22 protein-coding genes are annotated in these 18,950 nt (G+C 71.3%); 15 read left to right on the top strand and 7 right to left on the bottom strand.

Annotated elements, in window-relative coordinates; all coding sequences use genetic code 11:
• Positions 1-476, bottom strand: a 476-nt coding sequence (locus tag VFW79_RS14615; RefSeq protein ID WP_329678023.1) for an amino acid permease, incomplete at its 3' end; no start/stop codon positions are given.
• Between the two features lie 209 nt (positions 477-685).
• Here VFW79_RS14615 and VFW79_RS14610 point away from each other — a divergent pair.
• The 5 genes from VFW79_RS14610 (at position 686) to VFW79_RS14590 (ending at position 5,870) form a co-directional block, all read left to right on the top strand.
• Positions 686-958 (top strand): SHOCT domain-containing protein, encoded by a 273-nt coding sequence (locus VFW79_RS14610; protein WP_329678022.1) that lies wholly within the window; start codon positions 686-688, stop codon positions 956-958.
• On the top strand, positions 958-1,572 hold the full coding sequence (locus VFW79_RS14605) for a plastocyanin/azurin family copper-binding protein (RefSeq protein ID WP_329678021.1): 615 nt from the start codon (positions 958-960) through the stop codon (positions 1,570-1,572). Before VFW79_RS14610 ends, VFW79_RS14605 begins: the two co-directional genes overlap by 1 nt.
• Positions 1,573-1,638: 66 nt before the next feature.
• Positions 1,639-2,400 carry a response regulator transcription factor gene (locus VFW79_RS14600; protein ID WP_329678024.1) on the top strand — a complete coding sequence of 254 codons (762 nt, stop codon included), beginning with the start codon at positions 1,639-1,641 and terminating at the stop codon, positions 2,398-2,400.
• Complete coding sequence (locus tag VFW79_RS14595) at positions 2,397-3,512, top strand: sensor histidine kinase (RefSeq protein WP_329678020.1); 1,116 nt, start codon at positions 2,397-2,399, stop codon at positions 3,510-3,512. Before VFW79_RS14600 ends, VFW79_RS14595 begins: the two co-directional genes overlap by 4 nt.
• 75 nt (positions 3,513-3,587) lie before the next feature.
• Positions 3,588-5,870, top strand: coding sequence for a putative bifunctional diguanylate cyclase/phosphodiesterase (locus VFW79_RS14590; protein WP_329678019.1), 2,283 nt, complete (start codon positions 3,588-3,590; stop codon positions 5,868-5,870).
• Here the strand turns inward: VFW79_RS14590 and VFW79_RS14585 are convergent.
• A complete protein-coding gene (locus tag VFW79_RS14585) occupies positions 5,867-6,349 on the bottom strand; it encodes a DUF2249 domain-containing protein (RefSeq protein WP_329678018.1) in 483 nt (160 codons plus the stop codon). The genes VFW79_RS14590 and VFW79_RS14585 overlap by 4 nt on opposite strands.
• On the bottom strand, positions 6,339-6,638 hold the full coding sequence (locus VFW79_RS14580) for a DUF2249 domain-containing protein (RefSeq protein WP_329678017.1): 300 nt from the start codon (positions 6,636-6,638) through the stop codon (positions 6,339-6,341). The genes VFW79_RS14585 and VFW79_RS14580 overlap by 11 nt, the downstream gene beginning before the upstream one ends.
• A 79-nt stretch (positions 6,639-6,717) precedes the next feature.
• On the opposite strand from VFW79_RS14580, the gene VFW79_RS14575 reads away from it, so the two are divergent.
• Genes VFW79_RS14575 through fdxA form a run of 6 tightly spaced genes read left to right on the top strand, consistent with a single transcriptional unit; the run spans position 6,718 to position 11,284 of the window.
• Positions 6,718-7,497 (top strand): helix-turn-helix transcriptional regulator, encoded by a 780-nt coding sequence (locus tag VFW79_RS14575; protein ID WP_329678016.1) that lies wholly within the window; start codon positions 6,718-6,720, stop codon positions 7,495-7,497.
• A complete protein-coding gene (locus VFW79_RS14570; RefSeq protein WP_329678015.1) occupies positions 7,494-7,832 on the top strand; it encodes a metal-sulfur cluster assembly factor in 339 nt (112 codons plus the stop codon). The genes VFW79_RS14575 and VFW79_RS14570 overlap by 4 nt, the downstream gene beginning before the upstream one ends.
• The gene (locus VFW79_RS14565) at positions 7,829-9,019 is read left to right on the top strand and encodes a hypothetical protein (protein ID WP_329678014.1); all 1,191 of its coding nucleotides are present in this window, start codon (positions 7,829-7,831) and stop codon (positions 9,017-9,019) included. The genes VFW79_RS14570 and VFW79_RS14565 overlap by 4 nt, the downstream gene beginning before the upstream one ends.
• Positions 9,016-10,425 (top strand): multicopper oxidase domain-containing protein, encoded by a 1,410-nt coding sequence (locus VFW79_RS14560; RefSeq protein ID WP_329678013.1) that lies wholly within the window; start codon positions 9,016-9,018, stop codon positions 10,423-10,425. The genes VFW79_RS14565 and VFW79_RS14560 overlap by 4 nt, the downstream gene beginning before the upstream one ends.
• Before the next feature lie 18 nt (positions 10,426-10,443).
• Positions 10,444-10,866, top strand: coding sequence for a hypothetical protein (locus VFW79_RS14555; RefSeq protein WP_329678012.1), 423 nt, complete (start codon positions 10,444-10,446; stop codon positions 10,864-10,866).
• 58 nt (positions 10,867-10,924) lie between these two features.
• On the top strand, positions 10,925-11,284 hold the full coding sequence (fdxA, locus tag VFW79_RS14550; protein WP_329678011.1) for a ferredoxin: 360 nt from the start codon (positions 10,925-10,927) through the stop codon (positions 11,282-11,284).
• 89 nt (positions 11,285-11,373) lie between these two features.
• Here fdxA and VFW79_RS14545 read toward each other — a convergent pair whose 3' ends face one another.
• Both VFW79_RS14545 and VFW79_RS14540 read right to left on the bottom strand, forming a co-directional pair.
• On the bottom strand, positions 11,374-13,203 hold the full coding sequence (locus tag VFW79_RS14545) for a bifunctional metallophosphatase/5'-nucleotidase (RefSeq protein ID WP_329678010.1): 1,830 nt from the start codon (positions 13,201-13,203) through the stop codon (positions 11,374-11,376).
• 175 nt (positions 13,204-13,378) lie between these two features.
• Positions 13,379-13,660, bottom strand: coding sequence for a DUF1876 domain-containing protein (locus VFW79_RS14540; RefSeq protein ID WP_329678009.1), 282 nt, complete (start codon positions 13,658-13,660; stop codon positions 13,379-13,381).
• 166 nt (positions 13,661-13,826) lie between these two features.
• Between VFW79_RS14540 and VFW79_RS14535 the strand changes: the two genes are divergently transcribed.
• From VFW79_RS14535 to VFW79_RS14525, 3 genes are all read left to right on the top strand, one after another.
• Complete coding sequence (locus VFW79_RS14535) at positions 13,827-14,375, top strand: flavodoxin domain-containing protein (RefSeq protein WP_329678008.1); 549 nt, start codon at positions 13,827-13,829, stop codon at positions 14,373-14,375.
• Complete coding sequence (locus VFW79_RS14530; RefSeq protein WP_329678007.1) at positions 14,372-14,710, top strand: hypothetical protein; 339 nt, start codon at positions 14,372-14,374, stop codon at positions 14,708-14,710. The genes VFW79_RS14535 and VFW79_RS14530 overlap by 4 nt, the downstream gene beginning before the upstream one ends.
• A gap of 90 nt (positions 14,711-14,800) precedes the next feature.
• Entirely contained in the window at positions 14,801-15,244 is a 444-nt protein-coding gene (locus VFW79_RS14525; RefSeq protein WP_329678006.1) for a hypothetical protein, read from the top strand.
• Between the two features lie 229 nt (positions 15,245-15,473).
• On the opposite strand, the gene dinB is transcribed toward VFW79_RS14525, so the two are convergent.
• On the bottom strand, positions 15,474-16,733 hold the full coding sequence (dinB, locus tag VFW79_RS14520) for a DNA polymerase IV (protein WP_329678005.1): 1,260 nt from the start codon (positions 16,731-16,733) through the stop codon (positions 15,474-15,476).
• A gap of 129 nt (positions 16,734-16,862) precedes the next feature.
• On the opposite strand from dinB, the gene VFW79_RS14515 reads away from it, so the two are divergent.
• On the top strand, positions 16,863-17,090 hold the full coding sequence (locus VFW79_RS14515) for a hypothetical protein (RefSeq protein WP_329678004.1): 228 nt from the start codon (positions 16,863-16,865) through the stop codon (positions 17,088-17,090).
• Positions 17,091-17,123: 33 nt separating this feature from the next.
• Here VFW79_RS14515 and VFW79_RS14510 read toward each other — a convergent pair whose 3' ends face one another.
• Entirely contained in the window at positions 17,124-18,797 is a 1,674-nt protein-coding gene (locus VFW79_RS14510) for an ABC1 kinase family protein (protein ID WP_329678003.1), read from the bottom strand.
• Positions 18,798-18,950 lie beyond the last annotated feature (153 nt).

Below are 18,950 nucleotides of genomic sequence, written 5' to 3'. Positions count from 1 at the left end.
GCCAGCACGACGACGATGCCCGCCGACAGGGCGACGGCGTGCGGGGCGAGCGCAGGGAAGGCCGAGACGATGTTCGACACGCCCGCGGCGACCGACACGGCGACGGTCAGCACGTAGTCGATGAGCAGCGCGCCGGCAGCGATGAGCGCCGCGTTCTGGCCGAGGTTCGCGCGGCTGACCGCGTACGCGCCGCCGCCGTTGGGGTACGCGTAGCAGGTCTGACGGTACGAGATGACGACGACGGTGAGCAGCAGGATGACCGCGCCGGCCACCCACGGCGCGAGATGCAGCAACGACAGACCGCCCACCGACAGCACCAGGAGGATCTCCTCGGTCGCATAGGCGTTCGAGGACAACGGGTCGGAGCAGAAGACCGGAAGCGCGAGCCGCTTGGGCAGGAGCGTGTCGCCCATCTTGGCGGAGCTGAGCGGCCGCCCGACCAGGAGACGCTTCGGCACACTGATGGCGATGGACATGGACCCAGTGCATCCGCTGTGCGGCAGCAGCCCGCCACCCTTGACGCGTTCTTGACGCCGGACCGCGCATCCTTGACGGTCGGCCCCTCTCGGGGCGAGAACTTCATCAGATCTCTGCATCCTCTCGGCGAGATCGCCGGGTGGTCGCGAGAGGCTGCTCCCCAGGCGCCCGGACGCGGCGCCACACACGTCGAGCGTGGGAGACGATCATGATGCGTTGGTATGGCGGCGGCATGAGTGGTGTCGGCTGGATCTTCATGGGGCTGTTCTGGATCGCGTTGATCGCGTTGATCATCTGGCTCGTCCTGCGACTGCTCCCCTCGAGCGGCCACGCGGGGCCGACGCCGACCGCTCCGCCGCAGCTCCCCGGACCGGACTCAGCGATCGACATCCTGGACCGGCGGTTCGCTGCGGGCGAGATCGACCTGGAGACCTATCAGAGCCATCGCGCGGCACTGATCGCGGCGCGAGGAGGCCGATGATGGCTGTCGCGACGCCACGGGGCCAGCTGATCGCCGGCCTCGTCGCCGCGGTCGCGCTGCTGCTCGGGTCCGTCGGCGCGGTCGTCGCGTGGGCCGGTGCGAACCATGACAGCTCGCGCTCCGTGGCCTGGGGCGACGGCGGCGGTCGCGCGGGGATGCTCGGTCCGAGGTCCGGCACCGACAGCTCGGTGCCGGACCTCCCGGGCACCGTGGTCCACGCCGTGGTGGGGGACATGGGCGGGCCGATGATGCGCGGGAACGGGGGCAGATCGGCGGCCAGGATGTTCCTGCACCTCGACCGGTCGACGGTTCCCCACGGCACGGTGTCGTTCGTCGTGACGAACACGGGGATGCGCAACCACGAGCTGGTCGTCCTGCCGCTCGACGGCGACCAGCGCGCGGGCTCGCGGGCTGTCGGCCCGGACCGCCGGATCGACGAGTCGGGCAGCCTGGGCGAGGTGGCCGACGCGGGCGGCGGGAGCGGCGACAGCGGTATCGCGCCCGGGGCCACCGGCTGGGTGACGCTGGACCTCCCCGTGGGCAGGTACGAGCTCGTCTGCAACCTGCCCGGTCACTACGCGGCCGGCATGTTCGCGGAGATCACGGTCACCTGACCTGCGACATGATGGGTCGACGCGCGAGTCCGTTCGCACGGGTGAGAGAGGGAGCCGGGCATGGCGATGGTTGACGCGTCCGTCGCCTCGGCGGACCCGGGCGGGCCCGGCGGCTCGAGCCGGGTCCGCGCGCTGGTCGTCGACGACGAGCCGGCGCTCGTGCGCGTCGTGGCGGCGTATCTCGAACGTGAGGGCTTCGACGTCACGACCGCAGCCGACGGCCGTGAGGCCCTCGACCGGGCCCGCGAGGTCCGGCCCGACGTCGTCGTCCTGGACGTCATGATGCCGGGCGTCGACGGGATCGAGGTCTGCCGTCAGCTGCGCACGTTCAGCGACGCCTACGTGATCATGCTCACGGCGCGGGCCGAGGAGATCGACACGCTCGTCGGACTGTCGGTCGGGGCCGACGACTACATGACGAAGCCGTTCTCGTCCCGGGTGCTCGTGGCGCGGATCCGCTCGCTCCTGCGACGGCCGCGCCACGGATCGGGACTCCCTGGCGGAGCCGGGGGGTCCGACACGTCGGCGACGCGCCGCTTCGGTGACCTGACGATCGATCCTGAGGCCCGCGAGGTGCGGCTCAACGATCGCCTGGTGGCGCTGACCCGCACCGAGTTCGACCTGCTGGAGGCGCTGTCGTCCCGACCGCGAGCGGCCTTCACCCGCACCCAGCTCGTCGAGCGTGTGTGGGGGCCGGGCTGGTTCGGTGACGAGCGGCTCGTCGACCTCCATCTGGGCCACGTGCGCCGCAAGCTCGGCGACGACCACACCGAGGGCCAGTACGTGCGCACGGTGCGCGGAGTGGGCTACCGGATGGGCCCTGGATGAGCCGCGGGCGCTCGGTCCGCGGCGCGCCGTTGGGGTTCACGTGGCGGCTCTTCGTCTCGCTCGGCCTCGTGGTGCTCGCCTGCGGCGTGACGCTCCTGGCCGTCGCGCTGCTGGTCGCGCCACAGATCTTCCAGGGTCACCTGCGTGCGGCGCTGGGCGCGTCCGTCGAGCCCGAGGTCCAGCGTCATGTCGACGAGGCGTTCGCGGACGCCATGATCAGCTCGATGGGGATCGCGTTGCCTGTCGCGCTGCTCGTCGCGTTCGCCGTGACCTGGGTCGTGGCGCAGCGGCTCGGGCGCTCCGTGGTCGCGGTCGCCGCAGCGACCGACCGGCTCGCGCGGGGCGATCTCGCGGTGCGCGTCGAGGTCCCGGCGGTCGGCCCGGAGCTGGCGCTGCTCGCGGACGCGTTCAATGCCTTGGCGGGACGACTGGCCGACTCCGAGTCGATGCGGTCCCGCCTCATCGGGGACCTCGCGCACGAGCTGCGTACGCCGTTGGCCTCGATCGAGGCCACCGTGGAGGCCGTCGTCGACGGCGTCCTGCCCGCTGACAGTGCGACGCTGGCGACGCTCGTCGACCAGACCGGACGACTGAAGCACCTCGTCGCCGACATGGCCGCCGTGTCGCGGGCCGAGGAGCGTCAGCTCGACCTCCATCCACGGTCGATCGACCTGGGTGCCCTGTCGAGGGAGGCCGTCGCCGCCGCGGGTGCCCGCTATGTCGCCGCAGGTGTCGGCCTCGACGTCGAGGCGGCGGGTCCGGCGGCCGTCGTCCGGGCCGACCCGCAGCGGCTGACCGAGGTGCTCGCGAACCTTCTCGACAACGCCCTGCGGCACACCCCCCGGGGAGGCGCGGTGCGCGTCGTGGTCCGCGCCGGCCCGCGCGGTGCGGTCGTCGAGGTCGTCGACACCGGTGAGGGGTTCGACCCGTCCGAGAGCGAGCACATCTTCGAGCGGTTCTACCGCGCCGACTCCTCGAGGACCCGGAGCACGGCAGGCAGCGGCATCGGCCTGACCATCGCCCGCGCGATGGTCGCTGCGCACAGCGGCACGCTCACGGCGACGAGTGCCGGTCCCGGGACAGGTGCGACGTTCCGGGTCGAGCTGCCGTGACCATCGACCGGGTGAGGTAGCGCGGGCCTCGGCGCCCAGTGCTCAGGAAAGCCGCTCCCCAGCCGATGAGAGGGCGTGGACCGATGGTGGCGGGCGTACGTCCTGGGCGGAGCACTGTTCGTCGCGGCCTACCTCGCAGTTCCGTCGGCGTTGACCCGGGACGTCATGTACCTGGTCGTCGGGCTGTCCGGTGTGGTCGCGATCGTCGTCGGTGTGCGGCGCAACCGCCCGGCCCGACGTGGCGCTTGGTACTGGTTGGCTGCCGGGCAGCTGTGCTGGGTCGCGGGCGACACCCTCTACTCCTGGTTCAACGATGTCGCCGGCGTCTCGCCCTACCCGTCATCGGCTGACGTCCTGTACCTCGCCGCGTACCCGCTGCTCGCCGTGGCCTTCGCGCTCCTCATCAGAGCCCGCAGGCGGGGTCGCGACGTCGTGGGCTGGATCGACGCGAGCATCGTCACGGTCAACCTCGGCCTGGTGGCGTGGGTCGTGCTCGCCGGACCGATCGTGCGCTCGGGCGACGGAACGGCGCTCTCGCGGGCCGTCGGCCTGGCGTACCCGGCCGGCGACGTCCTCCTGCTCGCGATGATCGTCCGACTGGTGATCGGCGCCGGCGCACGGACCGCGGCGTTCCGTCTGCTCGTCGGCGGAGGCGTGCTCCTCTATCTCGCGGACACCACGTTCTCGGTGCTGAGTGTCACCTCGGCGTACGAGGGCGGTGCCGTCGATCCCCTCTGGCTCGCCGCCTACGTGCTCTGGGGTGCGGCGGCGCTGCACCCATCGATGACGGAGCTCTCCGAGCGCGGGACCGAGCCACGCACGCTGACGTCGCGTCGCCTCGCCGGGCTCGCCCTGGCCGTGCTGATCGCGCCGGGCACCTCGATCGTCCAGCTCGTGCTCGGCGTCCCGCTCGACGCGTGGCCGGTCGCCGTGTGCTCGATCGTCGTGTTCTTCCTCGTCGTGGCGCGCATGTCGCTGGCCGGACGGGCAGTCCGGGCGTCGACCGCGCAGAGCGACAGGCTCCGGGACGACCTCACGCACCAGGCCGCGTACGACTCGCTGACGGAGCTCGCGAACCGGGTCCGCGCGCTGGAGATCATCGAGGCTGCGCTCCATCGCGGCCGACGTTCGGCGAGCAGCGTCGGGCTGCTGTTCGTCAACCTCGACCATTTCAAGGCCGTCAACGACGCGCACGGTCATGCCGTCGGCGACGGCGTCCTGCAGGAGATCGCGCGCCGGATGCGCGGCAGCGTCAGCGCCGGTGACACGGTCGGCCGGCTCGGTGGCAACGAGTTCGTGGTGGTCGTCGAGGCCCTGGACTCCGAGACCGCGCTCGTCGCGCTCGCCGACCGACTGGTGACCGCTATCGCCGAGCCGGTGCGCGCCGGTGCCCATGACGTCGTAGTGACAGCGAGCATCGGTGTCGCCCTCGTCAGGGACGGCAGCACCGACGCCGATCAGCTGCTGCGCGGGGCTGACGCGGCCTCGCACCGCGCGAAGGCGGCCGGCCGTGGTCGCGCCGAGGTCTTCGACGACGGCCTTCGCCGCGAGCTCCAGGAGCGGGCGCTGCTCGAGTCGGCACTGCGGGCAGGGCTGGCCGACGACGACCTGGAGCTCCACTACCAGCCGATCGTCGGGGTCACGACCGGTCGCGTGGAGGGGTACGAGGCGCTCGTGCGGTGGCGGCGGCCGGGCCACGGACTGGTCCAGCCCGACGACTTCATCCCGACCGCCGAGCTCTCGGACCTGATCTGCGAGCTCGGTCGCTGGGTCCTGGGCGAGGCAACACGGCAGCTGGCCGCCTGGACGACGCAGCGGCCGGACCTGTGCGGGGCGATGACCGTTGCCGTGAACATCTCCGGTCGTCACCTCGCGAGCGCGTGCATCGTCACGGACGTCGCGACGGCCCTCGCGGCAGCCGGGCTCGCTGCCGACCGCCTCGTCGTGGAGATCACCGAGACGGTGCTGGTCGACCAGCCGACCGCGGACGCGCACGTGCGTGCCCTCCGCGAGCTCGGGGTGGCCGTCAGCATCGACGACTTCGGGACCGGCTACACCTCCATCAGCCAGCTGCAGCACCTGTCAGTGGACATCCTCAAGATCGACCGGAGCCTGGTCGAGTCGTCGGCGTCCGGCGCGATCGAGCTCGTCCGGCTCGTGATCCACGCGGCCCATGCGTTCGGTCTGACAGTCGTCGCCGAGGGGGTGGAGAGCGATGCCCAGCTCAGCGCGCTGCAGCTGGCGGGCTGTGACACCGCGCAGGGCTACCTGTTCGCGGGGCCCGCGTCTGCAGCCGTGATCGCCGACCAGCTCGCGTCGAGCGCGACGTCGACCACCGTGGAGGCCCAGTCGTCCTAGGCGGGCCCGGTCCGACCGATCCGCACCCGCCAGACCTCCGGCCCCTCGTCGAGGTACTCCCACGTGAACTCGCCGGGGTTCTCCGCCGCCAGCTGGTAGTAGAGCGGCTTCGGGTCGTGGTCGTTGACCAGCACGAACGCGGTGCCTGCGGGCAGCGTGGCGAACGTCGAGAAGATCAGCTCGTGGCGGGTCCGGGGGATCTCGGTACGGACATCGACGACTCGGTCGGTGGCAGGCACAGGACGGTCCTTTCGCTCGGGTCGCGCGGCCGTCTCGAGCTTCTGCTCAAGACGAGCCGCATGGTGCATGGTGCCGTCGAGGCGCTGCGCCTGGACGGGGTGGGATCGGCGGAGCAGAACCCAGCCGTCGGCGGCCAGGCGGCCGGCCCGCTGCGGCTGACCGGCCTCCGCGAGCTGACGGCACGCCCGGGACAGGACGCGGCTCAGCCCGTCGACGACGTCGGCAGAGTCAGCGGGCACGGGTGATCGCGACGCGCCACAACGCCGGCCCCGCCTCGAGGTAGTCCCACGTGTAGACGTCGGGCCACAGCGCCTCGGTCTGGTAGCGCAGGGGCTTCGGGTCGTGGTCGTTGAGGATGACGAAGGCCTCACCGGGCTCGAGAGCGTCGAGGCTCGCGAAGATGATCTCGTGCCGGCCGCCGTGCGGCAGCGTACGGACGTCGAGCTCATGGAGCGCGCGGCCGGCGGGGCCTTCCGGTGCTGGTGAGACGGAGGGTGCGAGGGCGGGGCTGTCGGCGTCGAGCGGCATGGGAGCTCCTGAGGGTTCAGATCGGGAACGTACGGGGTGCGGGTTGTTTTTACTACACATTCAGTGAAAACTACAGATCGTGCACTCCGAACCGATCGATCTCTCGTCCCACAAGGCGCTTGCCGGCGTGAGCCGTGTGGCCATCCTCGAGGTGCTGCGCGGTGCCCCGGACGCCCAGGACGTCCAGGCCATCGCGGCCCAGGTGGGACTGCACCCCAACACGGTGCGCACCCATCTGGACCAGCTCGTCGATGCCGGACTCGTCGAGAGCTCGATCGAGGTGCGGACCACGCCGGGCCGTCCTCGCGTGCTGTTCCGAGCATCCGCCGCAGCGCCTGCAGCCGAGGCGGACTCCTACAAGCTGTTGGCCGGGATCCTGGCGAGCACGATCGACGCGGGCGCCCCGGTGCCGGCGCCGGGCGGGCCGACACCGGGCGGTGCAGCCGCCGAGGCTGGCAGGCGATGGGGCCGCACGGTCGTCGGGTCCGACGGCCCCGCCAACGGTTCGGTGGACGTGGAGCACGGGGTGGCCCGCATCGTCGCCCTGCTCGACGACGTGGGCTTCGAGCCGCGCCTCAGCGCGCACCCGCTTCCCGCCCACGCCTCGCAGGGCAGCGGCGACCCAGGGGCGCGCGGCACCGTGATCGAGCTGCACCGATGCCCCTTCCGCGATGTCGCCGTCGAGCACTCCGACGTGGTCTGCGGAGTCCATCTCGGACTCATGCAGGGCGCCCTGGAGCAGATGGGGGCGCCCGCCACGTCGATCCGGCTCGAACCGTTCGTCCGGCCGGGGCTCTGCCTCGCCCACCTCTCCTCGGCCGGCCCCACGGACCCGGCCGGGATCGGGGGAGCGGCGTGAGCCGGGACCTGCTGTCCGTGACCCGCCTGCTCGGACCCGGGACCGAGGCCGAGCAGCTCCGGGAAGCCCTGCGCGACGTCATCGACCCCGAGCTCGGCATCGACATCGTCTCGCTCGGTCTCGTCTACGGGCTGGACGTCCACGACCGGGTCGCGGGCGTCGTCCTGACGACGACGACGCCGGCATGCCCGCTCGGTGAGTACCTGACCGACGAGGTGCGCCGCGTGCTCCTTGCCGGCGGGGCGGTCGACCGCGTCGAGGTCGTCCTGACACACGTGCCGACCTGGACCCCCGACATGATGACCGCGGAGACCAAGCAGGCCTTCGGATGGTGACATCCGCACCACCCGGCGCTCGCCCCGCTGCTGCCGCCTCGGCGCGACGCGCCCCGAGCGTCCCGCGCCCTCGGGTCCCCCTTCTGCTCGCCGGGCTGGTCTGTCTCCTCGCGGCGCTGTGGGGCGGGCTGCTCCTGCTCGGCCTGCCTGTCCCGACCCTCCTGGCGAGCACGGCGGCCGACCATGGGCCGCTCATGGCGCTGGGGTTCCTGGGGACCGTGATCTCCCTCGAGCGGGCCGTGGCGCTCGGTCGCCGATGGGGCTATGCCGCGCCGGCCCTCGCCGGCACCGGGGGCCTCGCTGTCCTGGTCAGCCTGCCGCCCGTCGTCGGGCGCCTGCTGCTGTGCACGGCGTCGATCGTGCTTGTGGTCGTCTACGTCGTGGTCCACCGCATCCAGCCCGCGCTGCACCTGCGGGTCATGGCTGCCGGAGCAGTCTGCTGGTACGTCGCGACCCTGCTCTGGCTGACGGGGTGGACGCTGCCACGGCTCGTGCCGTGGATCGCAGGCTTCCTCGTGCTCACGATCCTCGGCGAGCGGCTCGAGCTGGCGCGCGTCGCGATGCTCACGCGCTCCTCGGTGCGCCAGTTCCTGCTCGCCGCCGGGCTGTTCGGTGCGGGGCTTGTGCTCACGACGATTGCCGGGGCCGCCACGCAGGTCGGCGTCCGGCTCGTCGGGGCCGGGATGATCGGACTCGCTGCCTGGGGGGCGGCGCACGACGTCGCGCGGCGCACCGTCAAGATCGCCGGCGTCACGCGGTTCATGGCGGTGTGCCTGCTGACCGGGTACGTGTGGCTGCTCGTGGGCGGTGTGATCTGGCTCGTCGCCGGTGACCTCGGCGCCGGCATCGCGGTCTACGACGCCGCGCTGCATGCCGTCTTCCTGGGATTCGTGATGTCGATGATCTTCGGTCACGCGCCGGTCATCGTGCCCGCGGTGATGCGCGTGCGCCTGCCGTACCGCGGCTGGTTCTACGCGCACGTCGCCCTGCTCCATGTCTCGCTCCTGGTGCGGGTGGTGCTCGGTGACGCACTCGGTCTCACGGCGTGGTGGCACGTCGGCGGCGTCGGGACGGAGCTGGCGATCCTGCTCTTCCTGGGCGCGTCGGTCACGGCGGTCGTGCGAGCGCGCCGTGCGGCGCCGGTGCGCTCGCAGGTCCGGGCAGCGAGTACGGAGGAGACCCGATGACCTCGACCGCCCAGACCACGGCCCCGTCCGCGCCGCCCGCAGCCCGCGCGCCCCGCGACGACCGGACGGGCCTGGTGTGGGGCATGGTCCTCGGCGCCGTGATGCTCGTCGTGGCTCTGGTCGTCGCGCTGGGCGGGGGATCAGTCCCGGCCGCCGGTGACGCTCGCGCGGTCGTCAGGGCGGGCGGCACGCAGACCGTCGCGGTGACGCTGGCCGGGATGCGGATCACACCGTCGGTGATCGAGGTGCCGTCGGGGACGCGGCTGGTCCTCGCCGTCACGAACACCGACGCGATGCGGCATGACCTCGTCCTCGCGACCGGGCAGCAGACGCCGCCGCTCGCCGCGGGCGGATCCACGGACCTCGACGTCGGCCCGGTGACAGCCTCGATCGAGGGGTGGTGCAGCGTCCCCGGGCACCGGGCCGCCGGGATGACGCTGAGCATCGTCGTGACCGGCGGCGCGGCAACGGCTTCCGGGTCGGGGCACGACATGGGTGGCATGGCCACCGGGACATCGGGCGCTGCGGCGCCGGTCATCGACTTCCAGGCCTCGCCGGGGCCGGACTGGCGACCGTACGACCCGGCTCTGCAGCCGGCCCCCGGGGCCACCGAGCATCGCCTGACGATCGCCGTGCAGGACACGGTGGTCGAGGTCGCTCCGGGCGTCCGGCAGACGTTGTGGACCTACAACGGGACGGCGCCGGGTCCGACGCTGCACGGGCATGTGGGCGACGTCTTCACGATCACCTTCGTGAACGACGCGGACATGGGCCACGGGATCGACTTCCACGCGGGTTCGCTCGCCCCGGACGTCCCGATGCGCACGCTCGACCCGGGCCAGTCGCTGACGTACCAGTTCGTCGCGCGCTACTCGGGAGCCTGGCTCTACCACTGCAGCACGATGCCGATGTCCCTCCACATCGCCAACGGGATGTACGGCGCTGTGATCATCGACCCGCCCGACCTGCCGGCGGTCGACACCGAAGTCGTGCTCGTGCAGTCCGAGCTGTACCTGGGCGCGCAGGACCGGACGGCGGACGAGGCGAAGATCGCCGCCGAGACGCCGGACGCCCTCGTGTTCAACGGGTACGTCGACCAGTACGACCATGCGCCGATCCGCGTCAAGGCAGGGTCCCGGCTGCGGGTCTGGGTCGTCGACGCGGGTCCGCAGCGGGGGACGGCGTTCCACGTCGTCGGCGCGCAGTTCGACACGGTCTTCGCCGAGGGCGCCTACCGCCTGAAGGCCGGGAATGCCGAGCAGGGCGCCGCGCAGGTGATGGACCTCGCGCCCGCGCAGGGAGGGTTCGTCGAGCTCGTGCTCCCGGAACCCGGTCACTACCCGTTCACCGATCACGCCGTGGTGGACGGCGAGCGGGGCGCCCACGGCATCTTCGAGGCGTACTAGGTGCTCGGGCTGTGGTCGGTGGTGCGGTTCGTGCACGTGCTGGGTGCCGTCATCTGGCTCGGCGGTCAGCTGACGATCTCGGCGCTGGTGCTGCCGGTCGCGCGGCGACGACTCGAGGCGGCCGACCGCGCCGCCCTGATGCGGACCCTGGGGATGCGATTCGGTGTCGCGACCGTCACGGTCCTGATCCCGCTGCAGGTGGCGACCGGCATCGCCCTCGCCGCCCACAAGGGCGTCACCTGGAGCGGCCTCGCGCAGCCGGGGTACGGGCGGACTCTCGCGGGCAAGCTCGTCGCGTTCGTGCTCGTGATGCTGGCCGCCGGACTGCACGGATGGGCGACCAGTGCCGGGCGCACGGTGGTCGCTCGGGCCCTGGCTGTCTCGTCGCTGCTCGGCTCGTTCGTCGTCGTGCTCCTGGCCACGGCGCTGCCGGTGAGCTGACGGACCAGCCCGGGTCGTCCGACCCCCGTACGAGATCGACCATCCGAAGGAGACAGAGATGACCTACGTCATCGGCGCACCCTGCATCGACGTGAAGGACAGCGCCTGCGTCGAGGAGTGCCCCGTCGACTGCATCTACGTCGGCGCACGGACGCTCTACATCCATCCCGACGAGTGCGTGGACTGCGGTGCGTGCGAGCCGGTGTGCCCGGTCGAGGCGATCTACTACGAAGATGACCTGCCGGCGATCCAGCTGCCGTTCCTCGCCGACAACGCGCGCTTCTTCGAGGAGACCCTTCCCGGGCGCCCGGAGCCGCTCGGCTCACCGGGCGGAGCCGCGAAGCTGGGTGCCGTGGGCGTGGACACCGCTCTCGTCGCCGGTCATCCGGGGGTCCAGGAGTCCGGCGCGACCGTGTGACGGTCGACGGACGAGGACCCCGCACCGCAGATGCCGGTGCGAGGCCCTCGTCGTGCACCATGACGGTGCGATCCCGGTCGCCCAGAGCGCTACGGCGTGATCGTGAGCGCCTGGTCGCCGTAGGTCAGCTGCCAGTCCGGGTTGGTCTTGGAGAACGTCGACGGGTCGATCACCTGCTGGGCGGTCACCCAGTCGATGAGCAGCTGCCGGATCTCCATCTGCGTGTTGTAGACGACCGGCGCCGTCGTGACGTTCGGGAAGTTCCCGCCGCCCGACTGTCGGTAGTTGTTGATGGCGACGACGAACACCGCTGCGTCGTCGATCGTCTGACCGCCGTACCGGAGGTGGGTGATCCGTGCCCCGGGGGCCTGTGACAGGTCGACGTCGTACGTCAGCGGCTGGTCGAGCCCGCCCATGACGTCGTAGTTGTAGTCCGGCGTCCCGCTGGGTGCCGTCGACGTCGGGGCGTTGGTCACGTCGGCGGCCGCGTAGGAGCCCGGACCTGCCACGGCCTTGAAGTACTCCGAGGACTTCTCGAGGTACGCCTTGACCTGGGCGCCGGTCAGCTTGATGCCGAGCAGGGTGTTGTCGTAGATGTAGAGCCCCGCGATGTCACGCACCGACACGTCACCGGCGGGGATCGCGGCGTCCTTGTTGAACGGCGCTGCGATCGACAGCACGGGGAGGCCGACGTCGGCGCCCGTGAGGTTCGCCTTGACCTCCTGGGCCTGGACGTAGTTGATGAAGTCGAGCGCGGCGGTGTCCTCGTAGCGCGCCGTCGCAGCCGACATGGGCTCGGTCGCCGTCCCGATCACCCCGTTGACGTAGCTCACGACCTTGGCCTGGTCCGCCTGCAGGAGGTCCACGATCTTCGGGTCCTCGGGAACGGTGTTGGAGTTGAGGACGCTCGAGTGCACCGAGCCCACCGTCCAGCGGCCGTGCGTGAAGGACAGGTCGACGTCGAACAGCGACAGCCGCTCGCCCCACTTCAGCGGCTCGGAGAGCACGACGGGCTTGCCGGTCGCCTCGTTCGTCACGATGCGCTCCGCGATCTCCTGGTGAGCGTGGCCGACAAGGATCGCGTCGATGCCGGGCACCTGCTGGGCGACGAGCGTCGCGGCGTTCTCCGGGAAGGGGAGCGTGTCGCCGTACGACGACGACGTGTCTGCTCCCGAGTGGGCCGCGACGACGACGACGTCAGCGCCGGCCTTGCGCATCTGCGGGACCCAGACCTTCGCCTGCTCGACGAGGCCGGGGAAGGTCATCTTCCCCTCGACGTTGGCCTTGTCCCAGATCGCGATCCCGGGGTTGGTCAGACCGAGGATGCCGACGCGGATGGGCTTGCCGTGTGCGGGGTGGATCGTCTTGATGACGTACGGCGCGAAGGCGGGCTTGCCGGTCGCGTCGTCGATCGCGTTCGCGCCCAGCAGCGGGAAGTCAAGCTGCGACTGGAACGTGCGCAGCAGCGGGATGCCGTAGTTGAACTCGTGGTTGCCGAGGGCCGCGGCGTCGTAGCCGATGGCGTTCATCGCCGCGGCCATCGGGTGGATGCCGCCGGACGTGATCGGCTCGACCTTGGCGTAGTAGTACGCCAGGGGAGTGCCCTGGATCGTGTCGCCGGCATCGATGAGCAGCGTGCTGGCTCGACCGCGGTCCGCTCGGACCTGGTTGACCAGGGTCGAGACCTTCGCGAGGCCGAGGTCGTTCTTGGCCTTGTCGTCGTACTCGGCGTTCTTGAAGTAGTCCCAGTTGAGGGCGTTGCCGTGGAGGTCCGTTGTGCCCATGACCGTCAGGTGGTAGTCGTTCTCGGGCCCGTGGCCCTTGTCGGCCAGAGCAGGGGGAGCGGCCACGGCGACGAGCGCCACGGCCGCTGCCAGGACTCCGAGCCGCCGGATGCGGCGCGCGATGGGGATACTCATGCTGGGATCCTCCGGAGCTCTCAGGGGGCGCACAGGAACTGGTGCGGGTCCATGCTTGGCCCCATCGGTCCGGACGGCAACATGTCGGGAACGTCGGATTCACTGTTCAGCTGCGGTTCACTCCCCGGACAGCATGCCGACCCGGCGACCCGGCGACTCGCGTCGGTCGGCATGGCTACTGCGGGAGGTGCACCTCGTGGTGCTCGAGCTGGGAGATGTCGTCGGACGTGGCCTTGAGCAGCCGGTCGGCCACGTCGCGCAGTGCGCGGGCCGATGCAAGCTCCTCGCCGATCTCGGGGACGTCGGGGTCGCCCGGGCTGCGGCGGGCACGCCCGTAGCCGTTGAGCGTCGTGCCGCTCGACGTCGTGAGGACGGCGTGGGCCTTGGTGACCACCCCGTCGGCCTTCAGGTCGTCGGTGTCGAAGAGATTGATGGTCACGTGCCAGGTGTGGGTCATGGCGGCGCTCCTCTCAGGCTCGTCTGTCATGCCCATCGTTGCGCGCATCGTGGCGACACGCCCGAGGTGCGCCCGACGGGGGGCTGGGGGGGCAACCACCGGACGGCGGGCGTCGGACTCTGGTTGACTCAGGACTACCGGTCGATGGGGATGGGGAGGCAGTCGCATGTCGATACTCGTGCTCTATGCCAGCAAGCACGGTTCCACGCAAGGCATCGCGGAGCGCATCGCTGTCACCCTCACGGCGTCAGGTCAGCGGGTCGCGGTCCGTCCCGTCCAGGACGCCGGAGCGATCGACGGCTACGACGCGTTCGTCATCGGGAGCGCCGTCTACATGGGCCACTGGCTCAAGCCTGCCGCGGAGTTCGTCGCGAGCCACCGCGAGCTCCTGGCGACCCGCCCGGTGTGGTTGTTCAGCAGCGGTCCGCTCGGCACCGAGCCCACCGACGCCGAGGGCAGAGATCTGCGTGAGGCGTCGGAGCCCAAGGAGACCGCGGAGCTGTTGGCCGCGGTCCACCCCCGCCAGCATCGGGGCTTCTTCGGTGCACTGGATCCCAGCAGCCTGACCCTTCCCGAGAAGGCGCTGCGCCGGTTGCCGGCTGCCCGGGCGATCATGCCGGCAGGGGACTTCCGCGACTGGGCCGACATCGAGCAGTGGGCCAAGGACATCGCCGAGGAGCTGACGTCCGGTACCGCCGCGGGGGCAGCACGATGACGCGACGCAGCGTGGTGAGAGCCGCCGGCGTGCTCGTCCTGCTCCTTGCGCTGGCCGCGTGCGCCGCGGGTCCGAACGACGCGGCCCTGGTCGACGCCCCGCATGTCGCCGGCTTCTGGCTCGGCCTGTGGCACGGCGCGATCAGCCCGATCACGTTCGTGGTCTCGTTGTTCAGCTCGGACGTCAACATCTACGAGGTCCACAACAACGGCGGCTGGTACAACTTCGGCTTCATGTTCGGTGCGTCCATCGCCCTGTCGGGCGCCGGTCGGTCGAGCGCCGCGGCGAGTTCCCGTTCGCCTCGGCGACGTGGGCGGCGCGGATCATCTGACTGAGCTCACCGCCTGGTTCCGCGACGCGCGCCCGGCGGGCGTGCTCTCGAGGCGGGTTGGACCCGTCACGGGCGACCCGTAGCCTCGGGTCCCATGAGCACCCTTCACGAGGTCGGCGAGAAAGACGCCTGGCGATGCTGGCTGTGCGACGAGCCGGTCGACCCTGACGCGTCTGTCAATGCCGACCGCGGCCCCAGCATCGACGGCGGTGCTGCACCGAAGGGGAAGAAGCCTCCGGCAGGGTCGGAGCGTCTGGCGCACCGGGCGTGCAACACCCGCAAGGGCGCCGTCAAGCCCGTCGTGCCCTGGTCTCCGGACCTGTTCGTCGTCGAGCCCGCCCCGATCGTCTCGACCGTCGAGCGGCTGACGCGCAAGGGCGGCCGAGAGGTCGTGGCCCGCTGTCCTACCAAGGCCGACGCGGACGAGGCCGCTGTGTGGCTGCTCGACCGCGTGTCGCGGTTCGCCCCCGAGCTCGGGGTCGCGACGCAGGTCGAGGCGGGCGGCGGTCAGTTCCTGCTCGTGCTACGAGCTGTGTGACGGAGCGTCGGACGAGGCGCCCGACCTCACGGCCGGACGCGTTCCGGCACGGCGTGAGGAGCACCTTCATCGCACGCCGCTCGTCCATGGCCTTGCACGCCTCGGCGACCTCGGACGGCGGGAGAGTCCCGTCGGCATCGGGGATCCGGATCCTCTCCGCCTGGCACCCGTCGAACCCACCGACGTGCCCGGAGGCCCTGCCGCTACCTCCTTCGCGATGCCCCCGTCCTCAGAGCTCGTGCTCGGCGAGCTCCCTGAACTCGTCGGGCACCGCTCCGGCGGTGCGCAGCACCACGGGCAGGTAGCCCACCGCGGCTGTGCCGAACCGGCCCCGGATCCGGTCCATCGACCCGTCCACGGCCCGCCGCGCGGCGCCGGCGTCGGTGCCCGGCCGCCACGGGTCCTGGGGTGGCAGATCGAGCTCGAGCTGGATCGCACGCTGCACGGTGAGGTTCGACACCGACACCGCGAGCAGCGTGATCTCGCACGGCGCGGGAGCCTCGTCGATCGCGGACCACACCAGGCGCTCGGAGATCTCGGTGAGCGTGAGTGTGGCGGCGACCGGCTCCCTCAGGGTGTGGGACCGGGTCACCGAGTGCATCCCGGGGAACCGCACGCGCACCGTGATCGTGCGGCCCGCGAGATCCCTCGCGCGCATCCGCCGGGAGATCCGGTCGGCCAGGTGGGCCAGCACGGCTCGCAGGTCCTCGGGATCGGGGCGGCGCCGGGGGAGAGCGGACTGCGCGCCCACGGACCGTGCGCGGTGGTCGGTCACGATCCTGCGCGGGTCCTCGTCGTGCGCCATGGCGTTGAGCTTGCGACCGACGGCGTGACCGAGGAGCCGCTCGACGGCCGAGGACGGGGTCTGGGCCAGGTCGCCGATCGTCCGGATGCCGCGATCGGCCAGTCGCTGCTCGTTCACCGGGCCGACGCCCCAGATGAGCCCGACCGGCAGCGGGTCGAGGAACTCCCGCTCGAACCCGGGCCGAACCACGACGAGACCATCAGGCTTGGCCACCTGGGACGCGATCTTGGCCAGATGCTTCGTCCGGGCGGCACCCACCGAGATGGGCAGGCCGACGTCGACCCGGACCCGGTGGCGGATCGTCGCGCCGATCACCTCCGGCGGGCCGAAGAGATGCGTCGAGCCCGACACGTCGAGGAACGCCTCGTCGATCGAGATCCGCTCGACCAGCGGGGTGAAGTCCGCGAGCACAGCCATGACCGCGTCCCCGAGGCGCTGGTACTCGGCGAAGTGACCTTGGACGAACGACAGCTCCGGGCAGAGCCGCGCGGCGCGCCATCCCGGCATGCCGCCCTGCACCCCGAAGCGCTTGGCCTCGTACGACGCGGCAAGCACGACCCCGCCGTGAGGGCCGCCGCCGACGGCGATCGGACGGCCGCGCAGCGCAGGGTCGAGGAGCTGCTCGACCGAGGCGTAGAACGCGTCGAGGTCGGCGTGCAGGATCGTCGCGCCACCGCTGGGCATCTGTCCACTCTAGTCGAACACCTGTTCGATCCGCGATGCCAGTGAGGTGCGACCCGTGGGGAGGCGGGGCACGGGTGGCGTCCTCTTGCGCGCACCTTCCATAATGGAACGTCTGGTGAGGAGACGACCATGACCGAATTCAGAGACCGTCACGAAGGCTTCCGTTCCCAGGTCCCGCCCGAGGTGCGAGAGCACATGAGTGCGGCCCGCGCCGAGATGCGCAAGGGCGTCGAGACGTTCTTCCCGGCGGACTTCTTCGAGCACCGTGACACGGCTCGCCGCGAGATGCTCCTGGCGTGGCGCGGCGTCATCGACGCAGCCATCAGTCGTATCGACGCGCGCACGTCCCGGCCGTAGCCACCGGCCCGGCCACCGCGTCAGCGGCTCCGGCTACCGCCTCGCGCCGCCGACCAGGACCCGCAGGAGAACCAGGCCCGCCAGGCCGAGAAGGGCTGCGCCGGCACCGATGCGCCCCGCGGCGACCAGCACGGAGCCGGCCACCAGCAGGCCCGCCAGGATGACGGTGTCTCCGAGCCGGTCGACCGAGCGGCTCACCGCGCGCAGCTCGTGGCCGACGTGCTCGTCGCGCACCTGCAGCCCGCTCCCCTCGGCACGCGCCAGGACCCGGCTCGTCTGCGCCGGCAGGGCGAGGAGGGCCAGCAGAGCCTCGCCGACCTCGTCGAGCCAGTGGCCGACGCCGGATGCCGCCTCGTCCTGGACAGCGCGCCGCGCGTACGGGCCGATCTGCTGCCAGAGGTTGACGTCCGGGTCGAGGCCCGTGCACATGCCCGACAGGATCGCCACGGTGCGCACGACGTAGATGAGGTTCTGCGGGACCTGGAACGGCATGTCGAGCAGCAGGTCGCGGTACTGGTGAGCGAACTCGCGCACCTCTTGCACGTCGATGTTGCGCAGCTCGCTCATCGACAGGCCCCAGTACCTGTCGAACACGTGCGCCTCGGCCCGCTCGATCGCCGCGAGGTCCGCGCCGGGCAGCAGCATGTCGAGCATCTGGTAGGCCTTCACGACCCGGGTCGCATCCCGCGTTCCCACCGCGATGAGCAGCTCCCGCAGACTGCTGCGGACGGAGTCGGGGACGCGCGCCATCATTCCGAAGTCGACGAAGGTCAGCCGCCAGGTCACCGGCTCACCGTCCTGACCCGGCAGAGGGGTGACGAACAGGTTGCCCGGGTGGGGGTCGGCGTGGACGAACCCGTCCTCGAAGATCTGCTTCAGGTAGACGGCCACGAGCCGTTCGGCGACGGCGGCCCGGTCGATGCCCGCCTCGGTGATGGCGGCGTAGTCCGTGATCTTGATCGCCGACACGTCCTCGAGGGTGAGCACCCGCCTGGTGCTCAGGGACCGCGCGACCCTCGGCACCTGCACGGTCGGGTCGTCGGCGAAGTTCCGGTAGAAGGTCTCGGCGTTGCTCGCCTCGTGCTCGTAGTCGATCTCCTCGTGCAACGTCGCCGAGAACTCGCGCAGCAGCGCCGGGACGTCGGCGTGCGCGCGGATCGGGCGGTAGCGCATGAGCCACGAACCCACCCTGCTCAGCGCGGACAGGTCGGTCTCGACGATCGCGGCGATCCCCGGGCGCTGGACCTTGATCACCACGTCGCGATAGCCGACGTCGTGCTCGATCCCGAGCCTGGCACGGTGCACCTGTCCGAGGGACGCGGCCGCGAGCGGAACGGGGTCCACCGTCTCGAAGAGGTCCTGGAAGGACGCCCCCAGCTCGGTCTCGGCGAGCTGCCTGATCGCCTCGAAGTCCTCGGCCGGGACCTCGTCCTGCAGGTTGGCGAGCTCGTCGGTCACCTCGCGCGGCAGCACATCGAGGCGTGAGGACAGGAACTGCCCGACCTTGATCATGACGCCGCCCATGCGGATGGCGAGCACCCGGAAGCGCGTCGCCTCTCGCCGGAGCCGCTCGGTGCGGTTGCCGTGCACCCAGCGACGGAACCCGATGCGGCGCAGGACGATGTCCCAGAGGATGAATCGGCTGATGACACCGGCGAAGAACGTCAGGATGTGGACGTACCTGCCGCGCAGGTGGGTCGATGCCATGAGTCCTCCAGCGGCCCCGTCTTCGTCACGCTACACGCGTCCCGCGGGCGCGGGCGCTTGCACGACTGGCGTTCGACTACCGTGCACGAGTGGACGTGAACCGGATCGGTGGTGCAGCGCGCGGGTCGACGCGGCGGGGGCGCGCACGGGACG

This window comes from Cellulomonas sp., assembly GCF_036279715.1.
In the GTDB taxonomy this organism is placed as follows: Bacteria; Actinomycetota; Actinomycetes; order Actinomycetales; family Cellulomonadaceae; genus Cellulomonas_A.
This window is presented reverse-complemented; position numbering and strand designations above follow the sequence as displayed.

What these genes read in the sequence shown, in the direction of transcription:
- VFW79_RS14610 (WP_329678022.1), top strand. Translation starts at nt 686, where the DNA reads ATGATGCGTTGGTATGGCGGCGGCATGAGTGGTGTCGGCTGGATCTTC.
- VFW79_RS14605 (WP_329678021.1), top strand. Translation starts at nt 958, where the DNA reads ATGGCTGTCGCGACGCCACGGGGCCAGCTGATCGCCGGCCTCGTCGCC.
- VFW79_RS14600 (WP_329678024.1), top strand. Translation starts at nt 1,639, where the DNA reads ATGGTTGACGCGTCCGTCGCCTCGGCGGACCCGGGCGGGCCCGGCGGC.
- VFW79_RS14595 (WP_329678020.1), top strand. Translation starts at nt 2,397, where the DNA reads ATGAGCCGCGGGCGCTCGGTCCGCGGCGCGCCGTTGGGGTTCACGTGG.
- VFW79_RS14580 (WP_329678017.1), bottom strand. Translation starts at nt 6,638, where the DNA reads ATGCCGCTCGACGCCGACAGCCCCGCCCTCGCACCCTCCGTCTCACCA.
- VFW79_RS14560 (WP_329678013.1), top strand. Translation starts at nt 9,016, where the DNA reads ATGACCTCGACCGCCCAGACCACGGCCCCGTCCGCGCCGCCCGCAGCC.
- fdxA (WP_329678011.1), top strand. Translation starts at nt 10,925, where the DNA reads ATGACCTACGTCATCGGCGCACCCTGCATCGACGTGAAGGACAGCGCC.
- VFW79_RS14545 (WP_329678010.1), bottom strand. Translation starts at nt 13,203, where the DNA reads ATGAGTATCCCCATCGCGCGCCGCATCCGGCGGCTCGGAGTCCTGGCA.
- VFW79_RS14540 (WP_329678009.1), bottom strand. Translation starts at nt 13,660, where the DNA reads ATGACCCACACCTGGCACGTGACCATCAATCTCTTCGACACCGACGAC.
- VFW79_RS14535 (WP_329678008.1), top strand. Translation starts at nt 13,827, where the DNA reads ATGTCGATACTCGTGCTCTATGCCAGCAAGCACGGTTCCACGCAAGGC.
- VFW79_RS14530 (WP_329678007.1), top strand. Translation starts at nt 14,372, where the DNA reads ATGACGCGACGCAGCGTGGTGAGAGCCGCCGGCGTGCTCGTCCTGCTC.
- VFW79_RS14525 (WP_329678006.1), top strand. Translation starts at nt 14,801, where the DNA reads ATGAGCACCCTTCACGAGGTCGGCGAGAAAGACGCCTGGCGATGCTGG.
- dinB (WP_329678005.1), bottom strand. Translation starts at nt 16,733, where the DNA reads ATGCCCAGCGGTGGCGCGACGATCCTGCACGCCGACCTCGACGCGTTC.
- VFW79_RS14515 (WP_329678004.1), top strand. Translation starts at nt 16,863, where the DNA reads ATGACCGAATTCAGAGACCGTCACGAAGGCTTCCGTTCCCAGGTCCCG.
- VFW79_RS14510 (WP_329678003.1), bottom strand. Translation starts at nt 18,797, where the DNA reads ATGGCATCGACCCACCTGCGCGGCAGGTACGTCCACATCCTGACGTTC.